Source organism: Ruegeria sp. S263, assembly GCF_056780525.1.
The window spans coordinates 3316302-3341097 of sequence record NZ_CM165558.1 but is presented as its reverse complement, the minus strand read 5'-3'; the positions used below and the strand labels follow the sequence as shown (position 1 = coordinate 3341097).

Below are 24796 nucleotides of genomic sequence, written 5' to 3'. Positions count from 1 at the left end.
AATACATAACTGTGGCTGAATCTCAAAAAGCCTCTTGAGTCCGCCGCGCGGCTGGCATATCTGAGGCGCACCTTAGGGGTATAGCTCAGTTGGTAGAGCGACGGTCTCCAAAACCGTAGGTCGCGGGTTCGAACCCTGCTGCCCCTGCCATTGCCATCAAAATCTCAGGCGAGCCTGTGCCGTCGGCACCGTAGCATTCTGACCGGAGTTTCTAAATTTTCAGCAAATCAAGTAGTGTTGGTCGCGTTCTTGATGAGTTTTTGCTGTTTTGGGGGCAATCCATGCGTATTTTCTTTAAACAAAGCCTTGTTGCGTTCTGGTTCGTATGGTGGGCTTTTGCGTTCCTCACCGACTTTGTCGGTGGTCTGGAGCTTCTTGGGTACACGTCTACGCCGTGGTTCGATGGGCACAACTATCCGTTCCTGCAAAAAACACTTGAGCAGTTCGGAGCGACTCCGGCCGTGGATATCGCCTTGTTTGTCGGTATCATCGCTTGGGCTTTGATTGCGGCCTTGCTGTTTTTGATCGCAGTTGCAACGCCTTACCAGAACAAGAAGCTTTGGATCAAACGCGTGGATACGGCCTTTGTGGTGTCAATTGGCCTGTGGCTTGCGTTCTTTCTGTCTGACCAGACAGTCATGAAATTCGATCTGGAAGAAAACCATATGGTTCAGGGTGGTTTTCAGCTTTTGTGCTATCTGACAATTCACTTGCTGCCGGATTGAGGTAAAATTCAGCCGAGTGTCCAAACGCGGTTTCCACGGCTTTCCGAATACAATACTGTCGGCGGGAACTTGATCAGACGGATGGAGTCTCATGTCGCGCTTCGATGGCTATTTCCTGCGGCAACTGCTGATTCTGTTCGGCTTTTTCACCCTGGTTCTGGTGGGTGTATTCTGGATCACCCGGTCGGTCAGCCTATTTGACCGCGTGATCAGCGGCGGGCAGTCGGCAATGGTGTTTCTGGAATTTACCGCCCTGACCCTTCCCACCCTGATACGAACCGTGATGCCGATGGCGGTGTTCGCCGCCGCCGTCTATGCCACCAATCGTCTGAGCCGGGAAAGCGAACTTACGGTCATGTTGGCCACCGGGTCCAGCCCGTGGCGGTTGGCGCGCGCCGTGTTTCTGTTTGGGCTGATAACCGGGCTGATGATGGCTGCGATCAGTGTGTTCCTGCGCCCCGCGTCCGTTGATCAGCTTGAACGACGTCAGGCCGAGGTCGCAGGCGATGTCACCGCCCAGCTATTGAATGAGGGTGAGTTTATGCACCCCGCGGTTGGTGTGACGGTTTATATCGGGCGGATTGACCTGGACGGGACGCTGTACGAGGTGTTCGTCTCTGACCGTCGGGATGAGGATAATCCGGTCAGCTACTCAAGCAAAACCGCCTATCTGGTCAATAGTGGCGAGGGGATACACCTTGTGATGGTGGACGGGGTCGCTTTGCGGTTGACCAAAGATGGGCGAACGCTGTCTTCGACCCTGTTTGAGGACGCGTCTTATGACATCTCTGGGATGACAAACACCAACCGGATAAATAATCGCAGTCTCGAAGCCATTCCCACCCTCGAGCTTTTGCAAAGCCGGGACAAGATTATCGCGGCAGGGGAGTTCAGCGAAGGTGAGTTGATCGACGAACTGCATCAGAGGTTTTCGTGGATTGCCATATGCGTGGCGGTCGCGATGGCCGGATATGCCACTTTGATGTTGGGAAGTTTCTCAAGGTTCGGGCTGTGGCCGCAGATTTTCGGGGCGTTTACGATTCTGGTTCTGCTCGAGGGCGTTCGGGGATTTGTGTCACCTGTCGTGATCGACGATCCGGATCTGTGGATATTGCTTTACCTACCAGCGATTTTGGGCATCTTGATTTCATGCGTGTTTCTGTTGATCGCAGGACGCCCGCTTTTGCGGACCAGACGACGAAATGCGACACCAATGCCGACTGCGGCCTAGCTTGCTCCTCTAAGGTCTGTCACGCACCCCAGAACACTTTCCAGGGCAGGGCTGTTCTTCCGGGCGATCAGGTAAACAGGCAGCAAAAGGTCGCGCGAACCGATCACGCGGCATAGATCGCCAGCGTGTAAATACTCAGCAACGAGATATTCGGGGAAATAGCCGGTTCCGCCCCTCTTGAGGATATAGCGCAGGGCCATCATGCAGTTTCCCAGAAAGACCGATTGAGTCGACGCCTGTCGCGCGATTGACCGAATGTGATCCTGATAGACCTCGCCCAATTCCAGATTAACGAAGACGGGATCGTGCAGGTTGGTTGTTGCCTGAACCAATATCAACCGTTCTGGGACAAGTTCCTTACACTCAACCCGCGCATCTGTTGGTTTTTCATGTGTCAGCGCAGCGTCAAGTACATGGGTCGCCACGGCGTCGACCATGTTCAGATCGTGATCATAATTCAGCGTCAGCAGAATTTGCCCAAGACGCTGTTCAAAGCGCACCGCGAGGTCGACCAGCAAGGGGTCCCAAATGCTGAGTTGCGCACCTAACCGCAAAGCGATCCGGTTCTGTGTTTGTGCAGGCAGATCGCGGGATGCAAAGGACCAAAGCGACAGCATCTGTTCCGCATAGGGTCGGAATTGGCGTCCGAATTCTGTCAGCCTTGTACCCCCGGCACCGCGTGTGAATAGGGGCTTTCCGGTTTCTTCTTCGATCAATCGGATACGGGCGCTGACAGCCGTCTGGGTGATGTTCAGCTTGCGGGCCGCCGCGTGAAAGCCTCCTGACTCGGCAACGCATAGAAAGGTCTCAAGGGCTTTGGTTTGCATATTGAAAGTATTTTTTGATTGATGTGATAAAATCAATTCATTTTTTTGGGCAAGCAGTTTGCGCTATCCTCGCTGAACAAATCAGCCAAAGGACCGCGCGATGCTGGACAAAAGCCACAAACCCACCTGGACCAGTTTCGAGGAGGCGACCAAAGCCGACTGGGATGCCGTCATCGAATATGAAGAGGCCTATAACGCCGCTCTGCCCGACCGAATTCTGGATGCGATCCGCTCGCTGGACGAAGATTGGACGCCTTATCCGGTGAATCGCTACCAGCACAGTCTTCAGGCCGCGACCCGCGCCTATGAGGATGGCGCGGATGAGGAATTGGTCGTAGCGGCCTTGATTCATGACACTGGCGATATTCTGTCCCCCTACAATCATGGTGAGTTATCAGCCGCAATGATGAAGCCTTATGTCAGCGAAAAGACCTATTGGATTTTGAAACATCACTGTGTCTTTCAAGGGTATTACTACAATCATCATTGGGGCGGAGATCGTAATGCCCGCGACAAGTACCGCGACAGCCCGTACTGGGAGGACTGCCGCTATTTCTGCCACGAATACGATCAGAAGGCGTTTGACCCGGACTATCCGACCAAACCGTTGGAGTTCTTTGAGCCTATGTTGCGCCGCGTCCTGAGCAAGGGTGAAGGGCACATGGAACTGAATGAAACGTCCGAGGGTTAACAGGCTGCCATCAGTCGATAGACGATTTGTGCCGCGGTAAAATCCCACGCTGCATTGCCGTCGGGGGCCAGCTCGACCACGTCGAAGCCTACGCATTTGCGGCCCTTCAGGGCGTGTTCGACCAGGCGCAGGGCTTGGTAATATCCAAGCCCGCCCGGAACCGGGGTGCCGGTGGCGGGCATCAGCGACGGGTCCAGACCGTCTACGTCAAAGCTGACATAGACCAGTTCGGGAAAATCCTCGGGCAGGTTGACCGCGTGGATATTGCCGGTGACCAACTCCTCGGCATCCACGTGGAAGACGTGGTTTTTCAGACGGCTTTGGGCTTCTTCGGTGGAAAAGGCGCGGACGCCGAATTGGGCCAGTTTGACGCCTTGCTCGGCCAGCAGGTGCATAACCGACGCGTGAGAGTGTTTCTCGCCCTGATACGCGTTGCGCAAATCGGCGTGGGCGTCGATCTGCACGATCCCTATGGGTTGGTTAAGCGCCCGTGCCACGCCCATTACCGCGCCGTAACTGAGCGAATGCTCCCCGCCCAGCGTCACCGGCACCTTGTCTGCGCGGATGGCGGCCTCGGTGCGTTGGGCCAGCCGTTCCATCACCTTGGGCAGCGGGCCGTCGCAGTCCAGCGGGGGTTCGGTAAAGATCCCCTCGACGCAGGGTTCGGCATGGCCGGTAATGCGCTCCAACTCATTGCTGGCCTCGATGATGGCTTCGGGGCCCTTGGCCGTGCCCGCGCCATAAGACACGGTGCGTTCGAGCGGCACGGGGATCACGCGAAAGCGGGCGGATTCGCTGCGTTCCGCGGCGGTGAGTTCGCTGTCGAGGAAGATGCTCATGAGAGTCTCTCTTTGAAGTCGTCATAGCCGAATTGCCGGATAATTTTCAGGTCGTCCGTATCGCTATTCCACAGGGCGATGGTGGGCAGGGGAACGCCGTTGAACGTGTTGGTCTTGACCATCGAATAATGCGCTTGATCGAGGAAGGCAAAACGCTGGCCGATTTCCAGCGGCTTGTCCCACGTGTAGTCGCCGATCACGTCGCCCGCGAGGCATGAGGGGCCACCCAGACGGTAGGTATGGCCTGTTGCGGCCTCGTCCATCAGGGCGGGGCGATAGGGGGCTTCGATCACGTCGGGCATGTGGCAGGTGGCCGAGATATCGGTGATCGCAAGACTCATGCCATTGGTCGGCAGGTCGAGGATCTCTCCGACCAGAATACCCGCGTCCAAGGCGACTGCCTCGCCGGGCTCGAGGTAGATGTCGATATTGTATTCGGTGCGGATGGCTTTGATGAAACCCACCAGCCCGCCGCGGTCGTAATCGTTGCGGGTAATATGGTGCCCGCCGCCGAAGTTCAGCCATTTGAGTTGGCTGAGGAAGGGTTTGAGCTTATGTTCGATTGCCGCCCACGTGCGTTGCAGCGGTTCGAACCCCTGTTCGCAGAGCGTGTGCATGTGCAGGCCATCAACCCCGTTCAAGGTTTCGGCGGTCAGTTGACTGACCGGTGTGCCAAGGCGCGAGCAGGGCGCGCAGGGGTCGTATTTGGGTATCTCGCCTTCGGAATGTTCTGGGTTGATGCGCAGGCCGACCTGAACTTTGGCGCTTTCGGCCTTGCTCAGAAACCGATCCTTTTGCGCTGGAGAGTTGAAGATGATGTGGTCCGACAGCGACAGGATCTCGTCGATATCCGCGTCCTTGTACCCGGCGCAGAAGGTTGCGACCTCGCCACCATATTCCTCGCGGCCCAGACGCGCTTCGTAGATGCCGCTGGCGCAGGTGCCACCAAGGTGCTGGCGCACCAGCGGGGCCAGAGAGAACATCGAAAACGCCTTGAGCGCGCTGAGAACATGCGCGCCTGACCGGGTGCCGATGTCTGAGAGGATGGTCAGGTTTCGTTCGACGGCTTTTTCGTCGACCACGAAGCAAGGGGTGGGGACGCGGTTAAGATCGAAATTACGGAAGGCACCGGCGTCGCCGGCTTGGGTGGTCATCATGTCGGACATGTCAGGCGTCTCCGATTGTGGAGAGGCCGGGGGGCCAGCCCCCCGGACCCCCCGGGATATTTTTGGCCAGATGAAGTTCCGGATCTAGAACTCGACTGGGCCGTCGAGTTCGTGGACTTGCCACGGGAGGCCGTGATTGTTCAGCATGTCCATGAAGTCATCCGGGTCGAGTTGTTCCATGTTCCACACGCCGGGTTCGCGCCAGTTGCCTTTCAGCACTTGTGCCGCGCCGATCATGGCGGGGACGCCAGTGGTGTAGCTGACGGCCTGGGAGCCGACCTCAGCGTAGCATTCCTCATGGTCGCAGATGTTGTAGATGTAAAAGGTCTTCTCGCCCGAGCCATCCTTGGCCTGACCTGTGGCAATGTCGCCGATGCAGGCTTTGCCCTTGGTTTCCGCGCCCAGATCGCCGGGATCGGGCAGAAGGGTTTTCAGGAACTGGATAGGTATGATTTCCTTGCCGTCATGCATCACCGGGTCGATGCGGGTCATGCCGACATTTTCCAGTACCTTGGCGTGCATGATATAGGCGTCGCCGAAGGTCATCCAGAATCGGGCGCGCTCGATTTCGGGGAAGTGGGTGCTGAGTGACTCCAGTTCCTCGTGATACATCAGGTACATGTTTTTGGGGCCGATGGCGGGGAAGTCGAACTCGACCTTGTGGGTCATGGCGGGGGAGTGTTTCCATTCGCCACCTTCCCAGTGGCGGACCTCGGCCAGCACTTCGCGCAGGTTGATTTCGGGGTTGAAGTTGGTGGCGAATTCCTGATCGTTGCTGCCGCCATTGGCATCCAGAACGTCGATCTGGCGGATTGTCTCCAGCTTGTGTTTCTTCAGCCATTTGGCGAACACGGATGTCACGCCCGGATCAAAGCCCGAGCCGAGGATGGCGGTCAGGCCCGCCGCTTTGAACCGCTCCTGATAGGCCCATTGCCAGTGGTATTCGAACTTGGCCTCATCCTCGGGCTCGTAGTTCGCGGTATCGAGATAGTGGATTCCGGCCTCGAGGCACGCATCCATCAGCACCAGATCCTGATAGGGCAGGGCGAGGTTCACAAGGATTTCAGCACCGGTTTCCTTGATCAGTTTGACCGTATCTTCGACCTTGTAGGCGTCCAGTTCGGCGGTCTTGATATCCACGCCAACGCGATCCTTGACGGCCGCTGCGATGGCATCGCATTTCGATTTCGTGCGGCTGGCCAGCGTGATTTCGGTGAATATATCTGAATTCATCGCCATTTTGTGCACGGCTGCGTGGGATACGCCGCCGGCGCCGACAACCAGTGTTTTGCCCATGGTCTGTCTCCTTCTTATTCGTAATAGGTGTAGCCGTTGATCGAGTCGCGATAGGCGCTCATCAGGGTTTTGCGGTCCTTGGCTTGCAGAGTACCGGTCGAGATCGCCTCGTCCACCATTTTGCGGAAAGCGGCGACGCAGTCTTGCGGGTCGAATTCGACATAGGACAGGACCTGGCTGATCGTGTCGCCCTCTTGTTCATGCAGCAGGTCGAAGCCGCCATCGGCGCGCAGGTCGATGGTGACGACGTTGGTGTCGCCAAAGAGGTTGTGCAGATCGCCAAGCGTTTCCTGATAGGCGCCGACGAAAAAGACGCCCATGAAGTACTCGCCCTCATCCGGCAGCGAATGCACCGGCAGGCTGGGTGAGACACCGTCGGCCAGAATGAACTGGTCGATCTTGCCATCGCTGTCGCAGGTGATGTCTGACAGGACAGCGCGCCGGTCGGGCGTTTTGTTCAGGCCCTGCAACGGCACGATCGGGTGTAGCTGGTCGATGGCCCAGACATCGGGCAGGGATTGGAACAGAGAGAAGTTGCAGTGGTAGATATCGGCGACTTTCTCAAGCTGGTCATCCACATCCGTGTCCAGATCATCGCTTGCGGCCAGCGCCTTGAGGCGGGCCATGAGCGACAGGTAGATTCGTTCAGCGCGCGCCATCTGGCGCAGGTCGACATAGCCGCGTCTGAACAGCGCGCGCAGTTCGTTGCGATAGAATGTGGCGTCGTTCCAGCATTCCTGTAGGCGGGTTTTGCTGAGGTATCCGTGAACGGCTGCAAGGTCAGCGACCATGTGATGATCGTCGGGTTCAACCTCGGGGCCGGTTGGGGCGTCGTAGAGCGTGCTTTCCAACACATTGAACACCAGCATCGAGGATGTAGCCACCACGGCCCGCCCGCTTTCGGTGACAAGCGTTGGGTGGGCGATCTCGGCCTCATCCATGGCATAAGCCACGGTTTCGACCACGTTGGCGCAGTATTCCTCGACCGTGTAGTTGATCGAGTTCTCGGCGGCTTTCTTCTCGCCCGTGTAATCCACGCCCATGCCGCCGCCGAGGTCCAGATGGGTCATCGGCACGCCTTCGCGCGTGAGTTCGGTGTAGTAGCGACACGCTTCGCCCACAGCACGGCGCACGTCGTTGACGTCCTGTACCTGACTGCCCAGATGCGAGTGTTGCAGTTTCAAGCAATGCAACAGCCCCGCGTCGCGCAGTTTGTCCACCGCTGCGACAAGTTGGTCAGTGTTCATGCCAAAGGCCGAGCGGTCGCCTGAGCTTTCTTCCCATTTGCCGCTGATCTGGTTGGTCAGCTTCACCCGCACGCCGATCAGCGGTTCGATGCCCAGCTCGTTATAGACCTTGATCACTGTGTCGGCCTCTTTCGGGCTTTCCAGAACGATCACGGTATTAAAGCCGATCTTGCGGCTGAGGATGGCCAGTTGGATGAACTCGGCATCTTTGACGCCATTGCAGACAATCAACGCCTCAGGCGCAAGGCGATGCGCCAGCGCCACAACCAGTTCGGGTTTTGATCCGGCCTCAAGCCCGTAATTGTACTTCTTACCGAACTCGACGATGCGGTCGACGACCTGCGCTTGCTGGTTCACCTTGATCGGAAAGACGCCGCGATAGGAGCCTTTGTAGCCCACGCGCGCAATGGCGTCGCGGAAGCTTTCGTTCAGATGCGCAATTTCATGTTCCAGATAAGAGGAAACCCGCAGCAGCATCGGGGCCTTGATCCCCCGATCATCCAGATCGGCCAGAATCCCGGGCAGGCTGATCGCGGCAGCGTCGGGCGCGAGCGGATTGCGCAGACCGATTTCACCCTGCTTCGTCACCTCGATCAGGTCTTTGCCCCATTTATCAACCCCGTAGATGGAATGCGGTGCGTCGGGCGTCTGTTTCAATCGAGTCAGTCCTTAACTCAGAGGGGAGCCGGTGTTTCGCCGCCAATACGGTAGCTGTTTGATTCTTCCAAGTGTAATCTAAGGGGTGGATTTGCCCAAATTACGCCGGACGTCCCACGGGGATCAGGTGGTTGTCCCATTGGCAGTCCTGCCGGGCCGACGTTTTGACCGTCGCGCCCAGCGTTCCAACCGCGCCGGTGCCTGTGGTGTACACAAACCCGTCTCCGCCGGTGCCAAGTCCGCAGACGTCATCCAGTTCGAAAGCACCTATCAATTGACCGTCCTCGACACGAAATTGGTGCAAAGCGTTTCCGCGGGGACAGGTGATCGCGACCGATGCACCATCGCCGGAAAAAGCGATGCTGCCGGCATAGCCTTGCAACCTGCTTTGATTCGCATTCGGGGCGGATAATAAGCGGATTTCGTCGCCCGGTCTGTGCAGGCCAAGCAGGGGCGGGTGTTCAATGGTTTGACCCTGCCATTGGGTCGCAAACCCAATCAGCCCGTCAGGCCGGACCGCCAGATGACGGATCGAGTTCTGGCGCAGCCCCGGCGGCAATTCGGCCTGTTCAAGCATGGAGCCGTCGAGGTCCAGATAGGTGAGGTTCGGCTGCATGACCGGCAGGTTCAGCTTGGTGCGGCCGGTGTCGGGGTGCGTTTCAATCCCTCCGTTGGCGATGACCAGTGTTTTCCCGTCCGCCATAAGGCGAATGTCATGGGGGCCGGTTCCCCCTGACGGAAACTCGCCCAACCGAGTATATTGTGCCGTCTCCCAGACACCGATCACGCCTTCTCCGGCTTCGTAGTCATTTTCTGTTGTGAATAGTCGGGTGCCATCCTGTGAAAATGCGCCGTGACCGTAGAAGTGTCTGCCGTCAGGCGCGTTTAACGCCGCGGTTTGCGCACCTGTTGTGCAGTCGATGATCACGGCAAAGGTCCCCGGTCGCCGCGCGAAGGCAACAGCCTGCGGGCGATGGGGGTGCGCGGCGGCGGCGTGGCCTCGGGCGGGCAAGATCAGTGAGAACAGAATACTTCCATCCGCCAACAAACCGACCAAACGGTGTGATCCATCAGGAAACAGGGCGGCGGCCAGATAGTCGGGCGCACCGACGGCCGCCCATCCTTGGGTGGGGGCAAGGCTAGCCGCAGCCAGTCCTGCCAGAAATCGGCGGCGGCTGGTCATACCTTAATCACCATCTAATGCGTTGAACCCGGCGTTGATACCCAATGTCGGGCCAAGGTCAGTAGTGGCAACCGACCGGATGTCGTTGATCGACTGTTGCAGAGCTTCAACCCGCAATCGCCCCTGAGGTGTCGCGATGCCCGCAAGCCTCGGATCATCCAAACGCTGCGCGCGATCGATGGCCTTTTCGAACGCTTCGGCCAGATCGGTGTCAATCTCGGGGTGATCAGACGACAATCGCGCCGCAAGATCCCACAATGCGATCAGGGACAGTTCGACATGGCGCAACGAGCGTTCAGATCGCCGCGCCTCGGCACGCTTGGGCCGGGGGCGGTCGAACGCTCCTAATGGCCGCCCGAGGCGGGTGTTGGCCGTGAATTCCAACCCCGTGACAAGCGCCTTGTACAGCTCTTGCATGGCTTCATTGTCCGAGCGGAATGCGCTTTGGCCTCCGGGTTTGGTGATTTGACTTGCGTATGACACCCAATCCGCATCAATCGCATTGGCGTTGTGATTGATGTCGACTGCGATTGCTTGAACAAGGGCGCATCGGTACGGCTCGTCTTCGGTTTCCATGAAGGCGGGGTCGTACAGCATCATCTCCAGCGCAAAGAAACCGCGCCCGGCGACTGACGTCTCAGCAAATCCTTCGGGCGTTTCGAAGGCGGAATCCCGAACTGCGATCAGACCTGACAGCGCCTTGGTTGTGAACCCTTTAGTATCGGGCCAGAACGCCAGCGCAAAGGCCCGGTTGTCGGTCTCGGAGGGACCGAACCGCAAATGACTTACTGTAATCCAGCGATCAAAAGCAGCATGATAAGCCGCGCGCAATTCGGGGGATGTGGCTGCGCAATCCCCTTGCGCCGCGCTGCTAAGTGCGCCGGTTGCCTTGGACAAACGCGCATAGCCGGGCAGGATGTGCCCTTCGACCACGTCCGTCAGGATCGGCCCCCGGTCCTGAGCTGTTGCGGGCAAAGGGGTCATCAGAGCGCAAGCGAGTAGAACGGCACGCACTACAGGCTCTCCAAAAACCGGATGAGGGCCGCACGGTCCGCCTTGGGCAGCGTGACAACCTTGTCGCGTGCCACCTGAGCTTCGCCGCCATGCCACAGGATAGCTTCCAGCAGCGATTGCGCGCGACCGTCGTGCAGGAACTGGGTATGCCCCGAAACCTGCTCCGTCAGGCCAATTCCCCACAACGGCGGTGTACGCCACTCGCGGCCTGTCGCGCGGGACTCGGGACGGTTGTCGGCAAGACCCTCGCCCATGTCGTGCAGTAACAGGTCGGTATAGGGCCAGATCAATTGGAAACTATGCTCGGGCCGGTCTTCCAGCCGGTGCGTGACGTGTGATGGCGTGTGGCACGCGGCGCACCCGCTGTCGTGAAACACGCGCTTGCCGCGCAAAACTTCGGCATCGTCCACGTCACGACGCTCTGGCACACCCAGATTGCGGCTGTAGAAAACGACCAGATCCATGCCCTGCTGGTGTATTTCAAACGTGCGATCGTCACCGTCTCCGTGCGGGGCGCTTACACACTCTGCCTGCAATTCAGTGCAGTCCCCATACGCTGCCGGGTACAGGGGACTTGAAATTCCGATGTCCCCGGCAAAGGCCGCAGCGGATTGCTGCGCAATCGTCGGCATACCAGCCTTATGCCCAAAGCGGCCCATCATCGGCGCGCCATATTCGATCGACCAGATGATATTCGGTCGGCCCGAAATACCATCGCCATCTGCATCGTCGGGGTCAGCCTTGGCGAGCAGGTCATCGACGGGGATCGCCTCAAGCAGTCCCAACCCGATCATCTGCGGTGCGACACGCGGGCTGAGCATCGCATCGGGGTGCAGAGGGCCATAGCCCAGATCAGCGGCCTTATACGTTGGTTTGCGCAAGACGACAGTTTCATCGCCCGAAAGCTTTATGGGCACGTCCTCGTAAGTGATGTCCAACCTGTATTCCGCCGGGTGACCGAGCAGGGACAGGTCCTGCATCTGTCCGCCGTAGTTCGGCTCGGGCTGTGTGGCGATGTAGTCTTTGATCTCCTGTATCGGATCCCCGCCGGGGATCGACACACGCAGATACATCGAAATGGCGTTGTCATCCGGCCCATTCGGCGTGTGCCCCCGACCGTCCTTGAGGTGGCAGCGTTGACACGAGCGCGCGTTGTATAGCGGCCCCAACCCATCCGAAGCCAGGGTGGAGGACGGCGATGAGACCCAGATTTTTTTGAACAGCCCATTGCCGACTTTGAAGTCAAGTTCCTGGGCGAATTCCAGATTGCCGGACGGTTGGGAAAACGCATCCGCGTCGGTGCGCAGGCGCACGGTTGCTGCACCCGCAGGTAGTTCTTCAAACCGTTGTGGGGCGTCGAAATCCAACGGAGTAGCCGTGACAGCCGCAATCCGGGATTTTTCGTCTTCGGTGGTGGGGATGACGTTTAAGTGCAGGTCCTGTAATTCGGCCGACAGGGATGGGGTCGTCGCACAAACGGCCGCCACCGCAAACGAAAGCTTACTCGCCTTCATCCATTTTCGATGCGTTGAGGTGTGCATAATTGGCCTCGCCGATCCTTTCAAACAGATCAAGCTGCGTTTCAAGAAAATCAATATGCCCTTCTTCATCGGCCAGTAATCCTTCAAACAGAGACATGGTGACGTAGTCCCCGGCGCTCTGACAATATTCGCGCGCTTCCTTGTAGAGGGCCCTGGCGTCGATCTCTGCCGCCAGGTCGCATTCGAGTGTTTCCTTTGGGGTTTGCCCGATGCGTAAAGGGTCCAGTTTCTGAAGGTTTGGATGGCCGCCAAGAAAGATGATCCGCTCGACCAGCTTGTCCGCATGCCCCATCTCTTCGATGCTTTCCTCGCGGCTTTTCTTGGCCATGTGACCAAGACCCCAGTCTTCCTGCAGACGATAGTGAAGCCAGTACTGGCTGACGGCCGTCAACTCATGCCGCAGAGACTTGTTTAGATATTCTATGACCTTTGGGTCGCCCTTCATTCGTATTCTCCTGTGATGCATCGGTGCGCAACGCACGAAGCTGCATTGGGACTTCCAGTTTGTCGCTGGACCGCATCGTGTCTAAGAAAAGCGGCATGCAACCGCCACAATCCGCAGACTTTCCAAGGGCATGGTAGATCTTTCCGGGCGTGATGACCGCGAAGGGATCAGCCGAGCGCATCCAGTCAATCGCTGTTTGGATGTCGTGATCCGTTATATTTGTGCAGTGGCATACGATCATAACGACTCGGTGCTCGATATATTTCTTACTTAATTAGTAAGTTATTTACCTTTGGTCCAGAGTCAACTGGTGGGTCTGCGGGATCAAGGATGCCGGAGGCGTGGCAAAAGACGCGCCTCCGGCAATGCTTGAGTTACTGGAAAACAGCGTTTGGGTTGTCCAGACTGTCCGAGCCTTCAAACTCGATCTGGTCCAGTTCCAGAGCTGTGACGATCCGCTCGATCGTCTTCGTCTGATCGACCAGACCGTTAACGCCGCCCATGATCAGTTGTTCACCGCCTTCGTTGCCACGCTCGAGCATCTGGTCATAAGCAAACCCGGCCTCAGCCGTGGATTTCAAGCGCCCCAGCGCCTGCATTGTGTTCGCCAGCTTGATCTTCATCTCGGCGTCCAGTTTCGGATTGCTTGACGACACCAGATCAGACAGAGATGCACCGCTGACCGGGGTGCCGTCTATGCGGGTGTAGCTGCCCAGATAGACATTCTGGATACCAAGCCCGTCATAGTAATGGCTGTTGTGCGTGTTGTCAGAAAAGCAATCATGCTCTTCCTCGGGATCGTTCAGCATCAGGCCAAGGCGCATCCGCTCACCTGCCTGTTCACCGTAAGACAGCGAACCCATTCCGGTCAGAATGGCAGACACACCGGCGGTTTCGTCCACGGCCAGAGCGGCCCGCGCTTCGCCGCCTTCTTTCCATTGATCGGCCATCCAAGCCAGATCGCTGACCAGCAGGTCGGTGGCCGCACTCAGGTACTGCGCGCGGCGGTCGCAATTGCCGCCTGTGCATGCATTGCCCTGCACGTAGTCCGTGAAAGGACGGTTTCCTGCGCCAGAACCGTGGCCGTTCAGGTCCTGACCCCATAGCAGGAATTCAATGGCGTGATAGCCGGTCGCGACATTGGCCTCGATCCCATCCGCTTCGTGCAGAGTATCACTTAGAAGGGCCGGGGTGATCTCGGTGGCGTCAATTGTTTCGCCTGAAAGGTCGAAGCTGGGATTGGCGATCACGTTTAGCGCAGCGAATTCGTTTTCGTCGCTCGGGCCGCCATAGGACGCATCGACATAGTCGATCAGCCCTTCGTCCAACGGCCACGCGTTAACCTTGCCTTCCCAATCGTCGACAATGGCATTTCCAAAGCGATAAACTTCGGTCTGCTGATACGGCACGCGCGCTGCGATCCATGCAGCCCGGGCAGCGTTCAGTGTTGCATCTGACGGTTGTGCGATCAGCGCGTTCACGGCCTTCTGCAGGGACTTTGCCGCAATCAGGCTGTCTTCGTATTTCGCCTCGGCAATGTCGGCATAAGTGGTCAGGACATCGGATTTCGAATGAGTATCGCCCGCGGCAAACGCGGTCGCTGCGGTAAGGGTCAGGACGCTGGTGGCGGCAAATAACTTTGTCATCGGGGTAGAGTCTTCCATTGCTGAAACGGTATTTGGCGGGCATCACGACGCTTGCTAATTGATAACTGAGTGAAATAGTCAACAATGTCAACCTGACTTTTATTGTCGGATATTTTCCTCCTCGAAGCCCGCGCACTCCCCATATTTGGTGGGGTCTTGGGGGCTCGTGTTGTGGTTGTACGGGGTGTAATACAGATTTATTTTTGAGGCGCAGAGCTCAGGTTGGGTGTTGCCGTGTTAAAGAAGTTTTTTGTTTTAGTTTTGGCCTTGATTACCGCAATCGCCGTGCCATCCACGCAGTCCAAAGCGTATGGGCAGGTCGGGTCAGGCCGCCTGAATATAGCAATTTCGGATGGGCAGATCACTTTGTCATTGTCTGCCCCCGGTTCGGAAATCATGGATCAATTGAGTGTCGAACAAGACAGCCAAACACGTGTGGCGATTGCAGTCTCGCGCCTGTCTGACCCGCTGGAATTGTTTCGCATGGCTGACAGTGCAAGGTGCTTTGCAACCTCGGCTAATGTCACACTGCCGGGAAAACGCTTTGGCGTGATTTCCGACAAGGGCGGAGAAAGAGATCAGGCCAAAAATTCTGAGTTTCACGCCGATTATGAGATCAGGTGTCAGAACATGGACGCGTTAAGGGAAATCGAGTTCCGGTATTTTGATCGTTTCCCAAGCGCCAAGACATTGGCGGTGAAAATCACCGAAGCCGAAGGAATCAGCACACAGCAGGTAACCCGCACAACGCCGGTTTTAAGCGTAGCCCCCGCGCGCTGACTTTCGTTTCAGCGAGAATGGAAAAGATCCCGAAATTCCTGCCGCATGCGCAGGCGTTCGGGGTATTCCTGCAGGAACTGTTGCGGATGTTTGCCTTCCCAAACCTGCGCATAGACCCGCATCTTGTTGCCGCCGTAAATCTTCGCCAAGTCCTCGTTGCTGTAACCGCGCGCCCACAGATCGTCTGTAACGGCGGCCAAAATCTTGGCAAGCTCTCCGTTGCCGGTTGCGCCTTTGTTGAAGGCGTCAATCATGTAACCACCGTCGTCATACATGCTGGCATTGGCCGTCGCGAATTGCACCACAAGTTCGAGTGAGAACATGTCGTCCGTGGCGATCCCCACGTGATCAACGCCCACCAGTTGCACGTAATAGTCGATCATGTCCGCAGCTTGCTGGGGTGAGATATCCTCGGGCCAGATGCCGTCCATCATCCATTCCGTAAATGTGGGCGAGACATAGCCGCCCGACTTGGCGGCACGCAGGGCTTCATCGTCGGGGATCGCGCGATAGCACCCGCGCGCGGTGGCTTCTGGCGCGTTTTTGTACAGCCCGGCAGGAACCGAATGGGTATAGACATACGGGACGCCGGGATAGGTCTCGTCAATGTAATCCATAGCATCATTGGCGGTTTTTGACCCGGTATGGCTAAGGTCCAGTAAGATCCCAAACCGCACCATTTCGTCGATGACGGACTTGCCCCACGGCGTCAGGCCAATGTCACGCCCGTTATACGCCGCCAGTTGCCCCGAACCGGTTCTGAAAATGTCGTTATAGGCAAGGATCATGCTTTTGATCCCCATGTCCTTGAGTAGCGCCATTTTCGTCAGGTCGCCGTCCAGAGCCGTGGCTGTCTGACTGTTCCAGATCACAGCCGTCTTACCTTGGGCATGGGCTGCTTCGATGTCGCGTGTTTCGTTCACGATCAGGTAGTTCTCTGGCTGCTGGGCCATCGCCGCCCGAAAGTGATAGTGCTGTTCAAGCAGCGCTTCAAAAGACATGCCCGCCGCCGCAAGCGTCATTTCGTGCCCGGTTATACCGTTGTCTCGGGCGCGTTCGAAATAGGTGTGAAGCTGGTCGTATTCCGTCCAACCTGTGCCATAGGGGCTGGCCAGCATACCCAGAACAATCGTGTCCTGAACAAATTGCTTGGCCTCATCAGAGGCGTCCCAGGTTTTGCTTTCCTCGCTGGCAAGGATCGGGGTACCCAAAGACAGAGCCAAAATACCGGCGGCGATCAATTTGTTCATCAGGATACTCCTTTGGGATAGGCGGATGTCAGAAGACGATGCGCGTGCGAAGGCTGAACAGGGCGATGCTGTCCTGATCGGGATTAAGCAGCGGGTTGGAAATGAATTGGGCAGACGGCGTGATCTGCAGCCCCGGCGCAATCGAGAACCGATAAAACGCTTCGAGCGTGATCTGATCCCCGTCCACGCCGCGCGCCTCGGCCCAGTTCAGGCCCAGACCGGCAAGGTCCGTGTTGCGCCCATAATACCCGATACCGGTCGAGACGGATCGGTCGTACAGAGCTGCCGTTCCCTTAGAGGCACCTGCGCGAAGGAACGGCATCCACGTGTTGCCAACGAACCACGCTGCGGAAAAGGCGGCACCGTAGTCTTCAGCGCGGCTGCCGTCTTCTGCGGCGTCTGCATGCCAAAGGGTCAGGTGGACATTGTCGAAGTAGATACGATCAAAGGCAGAGGTATAGCCCAGTTCTAACGACTTAAAGAGGTTGCCGTCGCTGAACACGTTGAAATTCGGGTCGGACGGATCCGCGTTGGCGTCGGCGATGCTGGCCACCGCGTATAGGTTGTTGTTGAGTTTAAGCCCCCCGGCGATCCCCAGCCCCTGATTGGGGGTGTTGATCGTGGGGTTTGTGTTGAAGGCGAGGTTTTGAAAGCCGCTATAGGGGCTGACCAGCCCGTAGATATCGACGAAATCTGTCACGTCGATTTGCCCGACCTGCAGGGTCCATGCGCCGTTCTCGGCGCGCTGGGTCCAGAACAGATTGGTCAGCAGAAGCCCGCTATCGTTGAATGCGGTGCCGGTGATCGACAGCGCCCCCCCGTCTAGTCCCAGAAACTGCGGCGCGACATCGGTATAGCTGCGGCGATCTTCGATCTTGAAGGTCAGCGAGCCAAGGTCGCTTGCTTGCCAGTTCCCATAGAACCGCGCGATACTTCCGGCGGCTTCGGCTTCGCCCAGATCAGCATTCGTTGTCTGTCCAAGTGCGAGATAGTCGATGTTGAACCGAAAGCCATTCTCGGCAAGGCGATCTTTCCACGCAAACCAGTTCGGCGCGATATTGCGGGGAAAGTCTGATCGGTATTGCGGATCGGTCAACCCGTCACCGGGCTCAAGCTCTGCGCCGACAGATGATGGCCCGGACAAACCCTGCGCCAGAGCTGCAGTGCCGCAAGACATGAACGCCAGTGACGCGCCGAGCATTTTGATCGTCCCGAACCCCTCGGGCCAGTGAATAGGCAAGCGTTACTCCAGCGTATTCTTGTAGATCACCCCGTCTTTCATGATCAGGCGAATGGTCTCGGGGCTTTCGGGACGCGGATCAGCGCCGAACCACTGATCACCGGTGCCAACGACGGAAAAATCCTTGAGCGGGTTGCCGTCGATCAGCAGGATGTCGGCATAGGCGCCTTCTTCGATCACACCCAATTTGCCCGCAGGGTAGGGGTTCATGAAATCGCCGGACAGGGCAACGATCTCACCACCTGTCGAGGTCAGCGTTGTCATGGACACGAAGGGGCCGAAGAAATCGTTGTTGAGCTTCTTCTCATAGGCAATCTGGATATTACAGGCTTCGACCGAGCCGACGCAGTCGGTCTGAAACCCGCGTTTGACAGGACATTCCTTCATGTTGTCGATATAGCCAGCAAAGGTCTCGGACGCAGACTTGGCCTTGGCGAGGCTGGACGGCACGCTGGCAACGGCGGGAATTTCCAACAGGCCGGGGTCGAATGCGGTCAGGTTGGTCGTGATGTAGGCACCTTTCTCGTTCATCAGTGCGGCGATTTCGCAATCAAAGGAAAACCCGTGTTCGATGCTTTTGACGCCCGCGTTGAGCGCATTCATGATGGCCTCTTTCCGGTAGGAATGTGCCATGACGTAACTGCCGTATTCACTGGCAACCTGCACGGCGGCCTCAATTTCTTCGGGGGATCCGGCCAGCAGTTGCCACGGGTCAAAGGCAGACACCACGCCGCCCGACTGCATATATTTCAACTGCGTCGCGCCCATCCGAAAGTTGTTCCGGCCAAATTTCTGAACGTCTGCAACGCTGTCAACTTCCTGTGCCATGTTCAGGCGGCTGAAATTCGTCGACGCGCCGGGTGGAGAGGTAAAGCTGGCGAAATCCGCATGTCCGCCCCGCGTGCCGAGAAACGCACCTGACGGATAGTAACGCGGACCAAGTATTTGCCCTGAATCAATGGCCCGGCGCAGCCCTCCATTCGCGCCTCCGGCGTCCCGTACAGTTGTGAAGCCCTGCATCAGGTACATCTCGGCCATACGCGTGCCGTGGATGCCGAAATCCTCCCACGTGGCATTGGCTTCCATCGCGGGAATGCTTGGCCCCATCAGCATCAGATGCGCGTGCGTTTCGATAAACCCCGGCGTCAGGGTGCGGCCTTCACCGTCGATCACAGTGGCATTGGGCGCGTCTATCTGTGAGGTCGAGACAGCTTTGATCAGGTTCCCTTCGACCAGAACGTTTGCGTTTTCGACCCGTTGTTCATTCACGCCGTCGAAGACATGTACGTTGGTGAAAAGCGTTTGCTTGGGCGTGGCGTCCTGCGCAAAAGCAGCGCCCGAAAAAACGAGTGCTATGAGCAGGTTAATCTTGGAAAGCCGCATCCATCCCTCCTGATCAAGTTGGTTCTTATTCTATCATATTTTTGAATATGACGGAGATGCCCGCGCGGTGTCAACGATTTGAAAAGGGCGCATTTGCGTATGTCGAACAATGAGCGTCACGGTTCGATCACCCTTGACGGCGACCCGTGTTTGGGCCGCCGTCGGATGGCATAACCCTGTGCCGTTCAGGTCGGCAGGATATTATGATTGACCCTAAACAGGTTGCCGGGGTCGTACTTGCCCTTGATTTTGGACAGCTTGCTGCCGTTCGCGCCGTAGGCTCCAGCCATATGGTCGGCCTCATCCTCGGGCATGAAGTTCACATAGGCGCTGCCGGTCGCGTGCGGCTGCATCCTGTCATACAGAGTACGCGCCCAGTCGATGCATTCGGCGTCCTTGGCGGGATCTTCCCAACGTGTGTGCACATTCATGATGAAATGCGCCGACCGTTGTGGATAGGCCGTTGAATCTGCTCCAACCCGTGCCATCGCACCCCCGACATGGGCAATGAACACCTCGCACGCCGGATCCGGAAGCGTGGCAATGCCGTCCAGCAATCCCGTTATCGCATCCGAAGACAACGTTTCGAAATCGTGGCTTTTCCAATAATTTCGAGCGCCGGGTGTCAGAAGAGCATCGAAAGCAGCCTGCCAATCCACGAAGGAATGCGGCGAGATAACATCGACAATCGGATCACCCAACGCGCGCAACCCGGCGACGGCCTTTTCGCCATCCTCCATTGCACCGGCATAGCAGGCGGCAAAGATCAGGATTTCTCGTCCGTGCCACTCTTCCGGCAGGAAGGGTAATGGCGGGGCCTTTCGCATGACGCTCCAGACGGTCAGCTCGTCCGGTGATGTGTCCGCGATTTTGGCATATTCTGCCAACAGCGCAGGGGCGTTTTCAATGGGATGTACAATCAAGCCTGACAGGACCTCTGGCCCCAAGTCATGCAATTGAAACTCAAAGGACGTCACGACGCCAAAGTTTCCGCCGCCCCCACGGATCGCCCAGAACAGCTCGGGGTGACTGCTGGCGGATGCGGTGACAATTTCGCCCTCTGCCGTAACAACCTCAGCCGATACCAGATTGTCGATTGTCATGCCGAACTTCCGCGTGGTCCAGCCGAAGCCACCGCCAAGCGTAAGTCCGGCTATCCCTGTGGTCGAGTTGATACCGGTCGGAACGACAAGACCGTGGGCCTGTGTCTCGCGGTCCACATCGCCAAGCAGGGCACCCGGAGCGACCCGCGCAGATTTTGCAATCGGGTCAACGTGGACGGATCGCATATGCGACAGGTCCAGCATGACTGTTTCGTCCGCAACCGCGTGACCTGCAATCTGGTGGCCGCCAGATCTGACAGACATCACCAACCCGGCATCGCGCACGAAATTGACCGCCTTCTGAACATCGCTGGCGCCCAAGGCCCGGATCACGAAACCGGGGTATCGCTCGACCATACTGTTCCAGGTCGTTCTGGCTTCGTCGTATTCGGGGCTGCCGCGAAGATAAACGCCCCCCCTGAGCGATACGCTAAGGGCATCGAGCGCGTCTTGATCAACCGTTACCATATCGCCGTGCAGCGACTTCAAATCAAACATTGGGATAACCTTTCATTTGCATAAAAGGTTTCTTGCGCTACTGCCCCAGTAATCGAAGATCCACCTGTTCCCGGTATTGATGTGATTTTTGATCCGTAGGAGAACGGTTGGGCTTCAGGCAAAAATTCCGGGGTCGATCCGGTCGACCGGCGTAATGACGTCGGCTGGGAAATTCAGCCTTTTGGCCGCCTTGCGCAAACTTTCTTCGTCCGGGGCTTCGTACAGGCAGTAGGTTTTTCGCTTATCCGCGCTGAGGAACGAGAAAATCCACTCGATCCCTTCTTCGTCGTTGATTTCTTTAATCTTGATCTTGTCGTCGTTTGTTACATCAAGCTGTTCTGCAAAATTTCTTTCGATAATGTATCTTGGCATCATGCTCCCCCAAGCATTTTTAAGGGGTCAAACGGCAGTTCCTTCAAGCTTTGACCTAAGGGAAACCATACTTAATTTTTGTGCCGTTGCCAACGCTTCCGCTTCCAGTTGAAATGCCCGGCGTATGTCGGCCGCGCGCCCTCGACGCCGCAGCGCCGAGGCAAAAGCCGCCTTGCTATGCGCAATCCAGGGGACCGAGGCCATCCGCGTGTCGATCTCGATTGCCTTTTCGAAAAGGCGCTCGGCCGCCTCCCAATCCGCCAGCAAAGCGGCAAGGCTGCCCAGACGCCGCGCTGCGGCACCGGCACACACCGTGGTTGCGCCTGCTGTAATCGTCAGCTCTTCGTAGGGTTTGAGAATTTCAAAAAGCGCTTCCGCGTGCCGCTTGTGTTCGACGGCGACGCTGATGTCAGAAAGGTAGGACAAGGTCGTCGTATACATCGCGTCGGGCGGCAAAACGAAATTGTTTTCAGCCATTTCGTTAAGAATACGTTCGGCCGGTTCCTTGTACCCAAGCTCGGCTGCGATCAGCCCGAACCCCGGTTTCCAAGCGACATCGCCGGGGCTTTCCGACATCAGCTTCTTGATGACTGGCGCCACTTCGTGCAATCGGTTCTGTTCGCGACGGATCGTGAACATCTGAACGCCATAGACGCCTTCGACATGCTCACCATGCGTCTTTCGGCCAATTTTGACGGCTTCTGTCGCGTGTTTCTCCGCCGCCTCAAAGTCTCCGTCCATTATGGCAACCATTGCGCGCGCATGTTTTTGCACCCAGTAAAGCTGTAGGTGATTGTCCTTTCTGGATATTTCGGTCAACAACTCAAGCGAGTGCTCCATGAGCTGGCGATCTGCCATTTCCGCACCCACAAACAGGCTTAGGGTTCTGTCGCGACCCTGATCAATGCTGCCAAGCTTTTCGGCAACTTTGTGCATTGCTTCTAGGTTCTCGCGCCAGTTACGTGCTTCGCTTTCCTTTCTGGCGACAAAGGGCGCGCCATAATGCATCATCATGACCGAAAACTGGGACTTGTGATCCCCAAGTTTCGCTGAAAGCTCCATGGCAAGCTGTCCATATCGGGAACCCTCGGCTAATTGGCCGACAAAGATATAGGCCCGTGCAAGCTGGCTTATCAGGCGGCAGCGGCGGGTTTCATCTTCTTCCGGCAGGGCGTCCAGAGCGTCTCTGCAAAGCTCTATGGCTTCGGCGTGTCGTTCGCTGGACATCATGCAGGAATCCGCAAAATGGTTGGCGGCATCCGCCGCCAATCCGATATCGCCAATCTGACAGGCGGCGTCTGACGCCTTCTTGAGAACCGCAATCCCTTCCGGCAACTCGCCAAGGCTGTCATAGCTTCTGCCAACAAGAATCTGCCCGACAATCGTTTCCACGCTGATCCCAGCGCCCATATTTTGGGCCGCCATAAGCGCCTCGCGCGCATTGGACATTGCCTCTTGGCTGGCGGACCGGGCAAGGGCCATTTCGGTTGCTGTGCGCCACTTGTCGAAAGCAGCGGCCCAGTCCTCGGCCTCGGATAAATGGCGGGCGACCAGTTCGGGCCGGCGTGCAATTTCGGCGGATCGTAGCGTATTCAGGGCCTGTGCGACATCTGCATGTTGTTGCCGCCGGGTAGAGCCAAGCATGGATTGATAGGCCGTGTCGCGGATCAGGGCATGGCGAAAGACAAAATGCCCACGGTTATGCCCGCTTTCGAAAATCAGGCCAGTACGGGACAACTCATCCAGACTTGTCTGAACGCTTGACTTGTCTTCTCCCATGGCAGCGCCCAGCAAGACCGGGTCGAACTCACGGCCAATGACCGACCCCGTCAGCGCAACCCGCTTTGCGGTTTGAGAAACGGCGTCCAGACGGGCCATCAAAGCACCCTTGAGCGAAGAGGGAATGGCGACGTTGTCCTGACCTCCGGCCTCTAGGATTGCGCGCGTCAGTTCCTCGACAAACAGCGGCACGCCGTCGGTTTTTTCGATGATCAGATTGATCATCTTCTGATCAGGCTCTGCCCCCGAGATATTGCGGATTAAATTCGCGACGTGAGCGGAATCGAAGCGCCGCAATTTCAGTGTTTGAACATGCGCTTCGCCTTCGCTCTTGCCCAACTCCCATTCTGGTCTGTGGGTAATTAGGATAATCAGGCGTAGGTCGGCACAGATCGTTTTGAACCGCTCTAACAGGGCCTGAGTCGAAGGGTCGATCCAATGCGCATCTTCCACGCACAGGATCACGGGTCGTGCGTTCGACCGTATCTTGACCGTCTTGATCAGAGTTTGGATCGTAAGGTCGCGTTGTTCTTGTGGTGACAATTCAAGAATTTGTCGGGCCAGCGCACTGCGCGGGGCAACCAGAGCGGCGAAAACCGGCAGAACCTTTTCCAGATTCAGCCCGGGGCGCGAACTGAGCATGTCGCGCACATGTTCCAAAATTTGATTGTCGTCGAAATCGGGCTCGACACCTGCGTCTTGGGAAATTCGTTCCGTGACCGGATGGAAGGGACTGCTGGTCAGGTATGGAGAACAGTTCAGCCGGATAACGTCTGCCTGATCATCCGTCGTGCAGTCAGCCAGGAACTCTTCTGTCAGACGGGATTTGCCAATGCCCGGTTCGCCCGACAGAAGAACCACCTCGCCCTGTCCGTTACGGGCCCTTTGCCACGATTGTAGAAGGATGCCCTTTTCGTAATCCCGCCCAATAAGGGCGCTGGTGCTTTCGTCCCCGTGGGAGGCCTTGAACCGGCTTTCGGCACTGCGTTCGGCCACCACCTCTAACAAGGTTCGGGGGTCTTTGAACCCTTTCAGATCCACTTCCCCGAGCGTTTCAAACTCAAAGATACGATGCAGGGCAGCTTCGGTTTCTACTTCGGGAACGACAACCGTATTTGGTTTTGCATGTTCCTGAATCCGTGCCGCCAGATTGAGGATCGGGCCGGTCATGGCGCCTTCCTCATAAGTGTTTTCGGTGACGGTGTTCCCGACCACGACATCGCCGCTTGCGATGCCCAGCCGTGCCGACAGTTGGTCCCCATCAGGTGTTCGAAGCTCTCTGACGCGGTTGATCGCATCCAACCCGGCCTTGACCGCGCGAATGGCGTGATCTTCGTAGGCGCGCGGCCAGCCGAAGAATACAAGAAGCCCGTCGCCCAGATATTTCGCCACGTACCCGCCATATCGACTGACGGCCCCTGCGACTGCGTCCTGATAGTTCAGCAATAAGATCCGCATGTCCTCTGGGTCCAGCCGGTTCGTCAATTCGGTCGACCCAACAAGGTCAGCGAACATAACCGTCAGGTGGCGTCGCTCGGCGACCGGGCTTGCGCTGTCCGATGTTTCTGGCACGGGGGTTGATCGGGTGGGCCGGTCGATGGGGTCCGTGTCCACAGCCTTGGGCGCGGGCGCGTCATCGGGTGTCAGATCAGAGATCGCCGCCAACAGAATTTTGCGATGACCGAGGCTGACGCCTAATTCCTTCAGGTCTTCCGCGGTCAAAAGTGGCAAGACCCGCGCGTCAACGTCATTCTGGACAAAAGCGTCAACATACTGGTCCAGACCAAGACCGTTCAGCCAATTTTCGATCCCAACTCCCATCTTTGGATCATGCTGAGTTGTTGAATACTAATCAAGAACGTCGAGTCTGAACCTGTAGGTGG

General features: G+C 57.3%; 21 protein-coding genes and 1 tRNA gene. 5 read left to right on the top strand and 17 right to left on the bottom strand.

What is annotated here, in order from left to right; translation table 11 throughout:
• The first annotated feature begins 74 nt into the window (after positions 1 to 74).
• From ACT2B1_RS16470 to lptF, 3 genes are all read left to right on the top strand, one after another.
• Positions 75 to 150: transfer RNA gene (locus tag ACT2B1_RS16470), tRNA-Trp, on the top strand.
• A 131-nt stretch (positions 151 to 281) separates the two neighbouring features.
• Entirely contained in the window at positions 282 to 725 is a 444-nt protein-coding gene (locus tag ACT2B1_RS16465; RefSeq protein WP_171123709.1) for a hypothetical protein, read from the top strand.
• Positions 726 to 816: 91 nt separating this feature from the next.
• On the top strand, positions 817 to 1956 hold the full coding sequence (lptF, locus tag ACT2B1_RS16460; protein WP_171123707.1) for an LPS export ABC transporter permease LptF: 1140 nt from the start codon (positions 817 to 819) through the stop codon (positions 1954 to 1956).
• On the opposite strand, the gene ACT2B1_RS16455 is transcribed toward lptF, so the two are convergent.
• A complete protein-coding gene (locus ACT2B1_RS16455) occupies positions 1953 to 2783 on the bottom strand; it encodes a LysR family transcriptional regulator (RefSeq protein WP_171123705.1) in 831 nt (276 codons plus the stop codon). The two genes, lptF and ACT2B1_RS16455, sit on opposite strands and share 4 nt — an antisense overlap.
• A gap of 100 nt (positions 2784 to 2883) precedes the next feature.
• Between ACT2B1_RS16455 and ACT2B1_RS16450 the strand changes: the two genes are divergently transcribed.
• Positions 2884 to 3474: an HD domain-containing protein gene (locus ACT2B1_RS16450; RefSeq protein WP_171123703.1), complete on the top strand. Its 591-nt coding sequence runs from the start codon at positions 2884 to 2886 to the stop codon at positions 3472 to 3474.
• Here the strand turns inward: ACT2B1_RS16450 and speB are convergent.
• The 10 genes from speB to ACT2B1_RS16400 all read right to left on the bottom strand — a co-directional run bounded on the left by speB (position 3471) and on the right by ACT2B1_RS16400 (position 14508).
• Positions 3471 to 4313: an agmatinase gene (gene speB, locus ACT2B1_RS16445; RefSeq protein ID WP_171123701.1), complete on the bottom strand. Its 843-nt coding sequence runs from the start codon at positions 4311 to 4313 to the stop codon at positions 3471 to 3473. The genes ACT2B1_RS16450 and speB overlap by 4 nt on opposite strands.
• Positions 4310 to 5479: a carboxynorspermidine decarboxylase gene (gene nspC, locus ACT2B1_RS16440; protein WP_171211282.1), complete on the bottom strand. Its 1170-nt coding sequence runs from the start codon at positions 5477 to 5479 to the stop codon at positions 4310 to 4312. Before nspC ends, speB begins: the two co-directional genes overlap by 4 nt.
• A gap of 84 nt (positions 5480 to 5563) precedes the next feature.
• Positions 5564 to 6775, bottom strand: coding sequence for a saccharopine dehydrogenase family protein (locus tag ACT2B1_RS16435; protein ID WP_171123696.1), 1212 nt, complete (start codon positions 6773 to 6775; stop codon positions 5564 to 5566).
• A gap of 14 nt (positions 6776 to 6789) precedes the next feature.
• Positions 6790 to 8679 (bottom strand): biosynthetic arginine decarboxylase, encoded by a 1890-nt coding sequence (speA, locus tag ACT2B1_RS16430; protein ID WP_171240930.1) that lies wholly within the window; start codon positions 8677 to 8679, stop codon positions 6790 to 6792.
• A gap of 100 nt (positions 8680 to 8779) precedes the next feature.
• Positions 8780 to 9862 (bottom strand): DUF1513 domain-containing protein, encoded by a 1083-nt coding sequence (locus ACT2B1_RS16425; protein WP_481668198.1) that lies wholly within the window; start codon positions 9860 to 9862, stop codon positions 8780 to 8782.
• Between the two features lie 3 nt (positions 9863 to 9865).
• Positions 9866 to 10876 carry an imelysin family protein gene (locus ACT2B1_RS16420; protein WP_481668197.1) on the bottom strand — a complete coding sequence of 337 codons (1011 nt, stop codon included), beginning with the start codon at positions 10874 to 10876 and terminating at the stop codon, positions 9866 to 9868.
• Positions 10876 to 12390, bottom strand: coding sequence for a di-heme oxidoreductase family protein (locus ACT2B1_RS16415; RefSeq protein ID WP_171240927.1), 1515 nt, complete (start codon positions 12388 to 12390; stop codon positions 10876 to 10878). Before ACT2B1_RS16415 ends, ACT2B1_RS16420 begins: the two co-directional genes overlap by 1 nt.
• A complete protein-coding gene (bfr, locus tag ACT2B1_RS16410; protein ID WP_171123687.1) occupies positions 12377 to 12862 on the bottom strand; it encodes a bacterioferritin in 486 nt (161 codons plus the stop codon). The genes ACT2B1_RS16415 and bfr overlap by 14 nt, the downstream gene beginning before the upstream one ends.
• Entirely contained in the window at positions 12810 to 13103 is a 294-nt protein-coding gene (locus ACT2B1_RS16405; protein WP_171126224.1) for a (2Fe-2S)-binding protein, read from the bottom strand. Before ACT2B1_RS16405 ends, bfr begins: the two co-directional genes overlap by 53 nt.
• A gap of 133 nt (positions 13104 to 13236) precedes the next feature.
• Entirely contained in the window at positions 13237 to 14508 is a 1272-nt protein-coding gene (locus ACT2B1_RS16400; protein ID WP_171240926.1) for an imelysin family protein, read from the bottom strand.
• A gap of 234 nt (positions 14509 to 14742) precedes the next feature.
• Here ACT2B1_RS16400 and ACT2B1_RS16395 point away from each other — a divergent pair, with 234 nt between their 5' ends.
• A complete protein-coding gene (locus ACT2B1_RS16395) occupies positions 14743 to 15288 on the top strand; it encodes a ZrgA family zinc uptake protein (protein ID WP_481668196.1) in 546 nt (181 codons plus the stop codon).
• Between the two features lie 8 nt (positions 15289 to 15296).
• On the opposite strand, the gene ACT2B1_RS16390 is transcribed toward ACT2B1_RS16395, so the two are convergent.
• From ACT2B1_RS16390 to ACT2B1_RS16365, 6 genes are all read right to left on the bottom strand, one after another.
• Positions 15297 to 16538: a dipeptidase gene (locus ACT2B1_RS16390; RefSeq protein WP_481668195.1), complete on the bottom strand. Its 1242-nt coding sequence runs from the start codon at positions 16536 to 16538 to the stop codon at positions 15297 to 15299.
• Positions 16539 to 16566: 28 nt separating this feature from the next.
• On the bottom strand, positions 16567 to 17778 hold the full coding sequence (locus ACT2B1_RS16385; protein WP_481668194.1) for a carbohydrate porin: 1212 nt from the start codon (positions 17776 to 17778) through the stop codon (positions 16567 to 16569).
• Between the two features lie 3 nt (positions 17779 to 17781).
• The gene (locus tag ACT2B1_RS16380; protein WP_481668193.1) at positions 17782 to 19161 is read right to left on the bottom strand and encodes an amidohydrolase family protein; all 1380 of its coding nucleotides are present in this window, start codon (positions 19159 to 19161) and stop codon (positions 17782 to 17784) included.
• 185 nt (positions 19162 to 19346) lie between these two features.
• Positions 19347 to 20762, bottom strand: coding sequence for an FAD-binding oxidoreductase (locus ACT2B1_RS16375; protein ID WP_481668192.1), 1416 nt, complete (start codon positions 20760 to 20762; stop codon positions 19347 to 19349).
• A gap of 114 nt (positions 20763 to 20876) precedes the next feature.
• Positions 20877 to 21134 (bottom strand): DUF4242 domain-containing protein, encoded by a 258-nt coding sequence (locus tag ACT2B1_RS16370; RefSeq protein WP_481668191.1) that lies wholly within the window; start codon positions 21132 to 21134, stop codon positions 20877 to 20879.
• Positions 21135 to 21161: 27 nt separating this feature from the next.
• The gene (locus ACT2B1_RS16365; protein ID WP_481668190.1) at positions 21162 to 24734 is read right to left on the bottom strand and encodes an AAA family ATPase; all 3573 of its coding nucleotides are present in this window, start codon (positions 24732 to 24734) and stop codon (positions 21162 to 21164) included.
• Positions 24735 to 24796 lie beyond the last annotated feature (62 nt).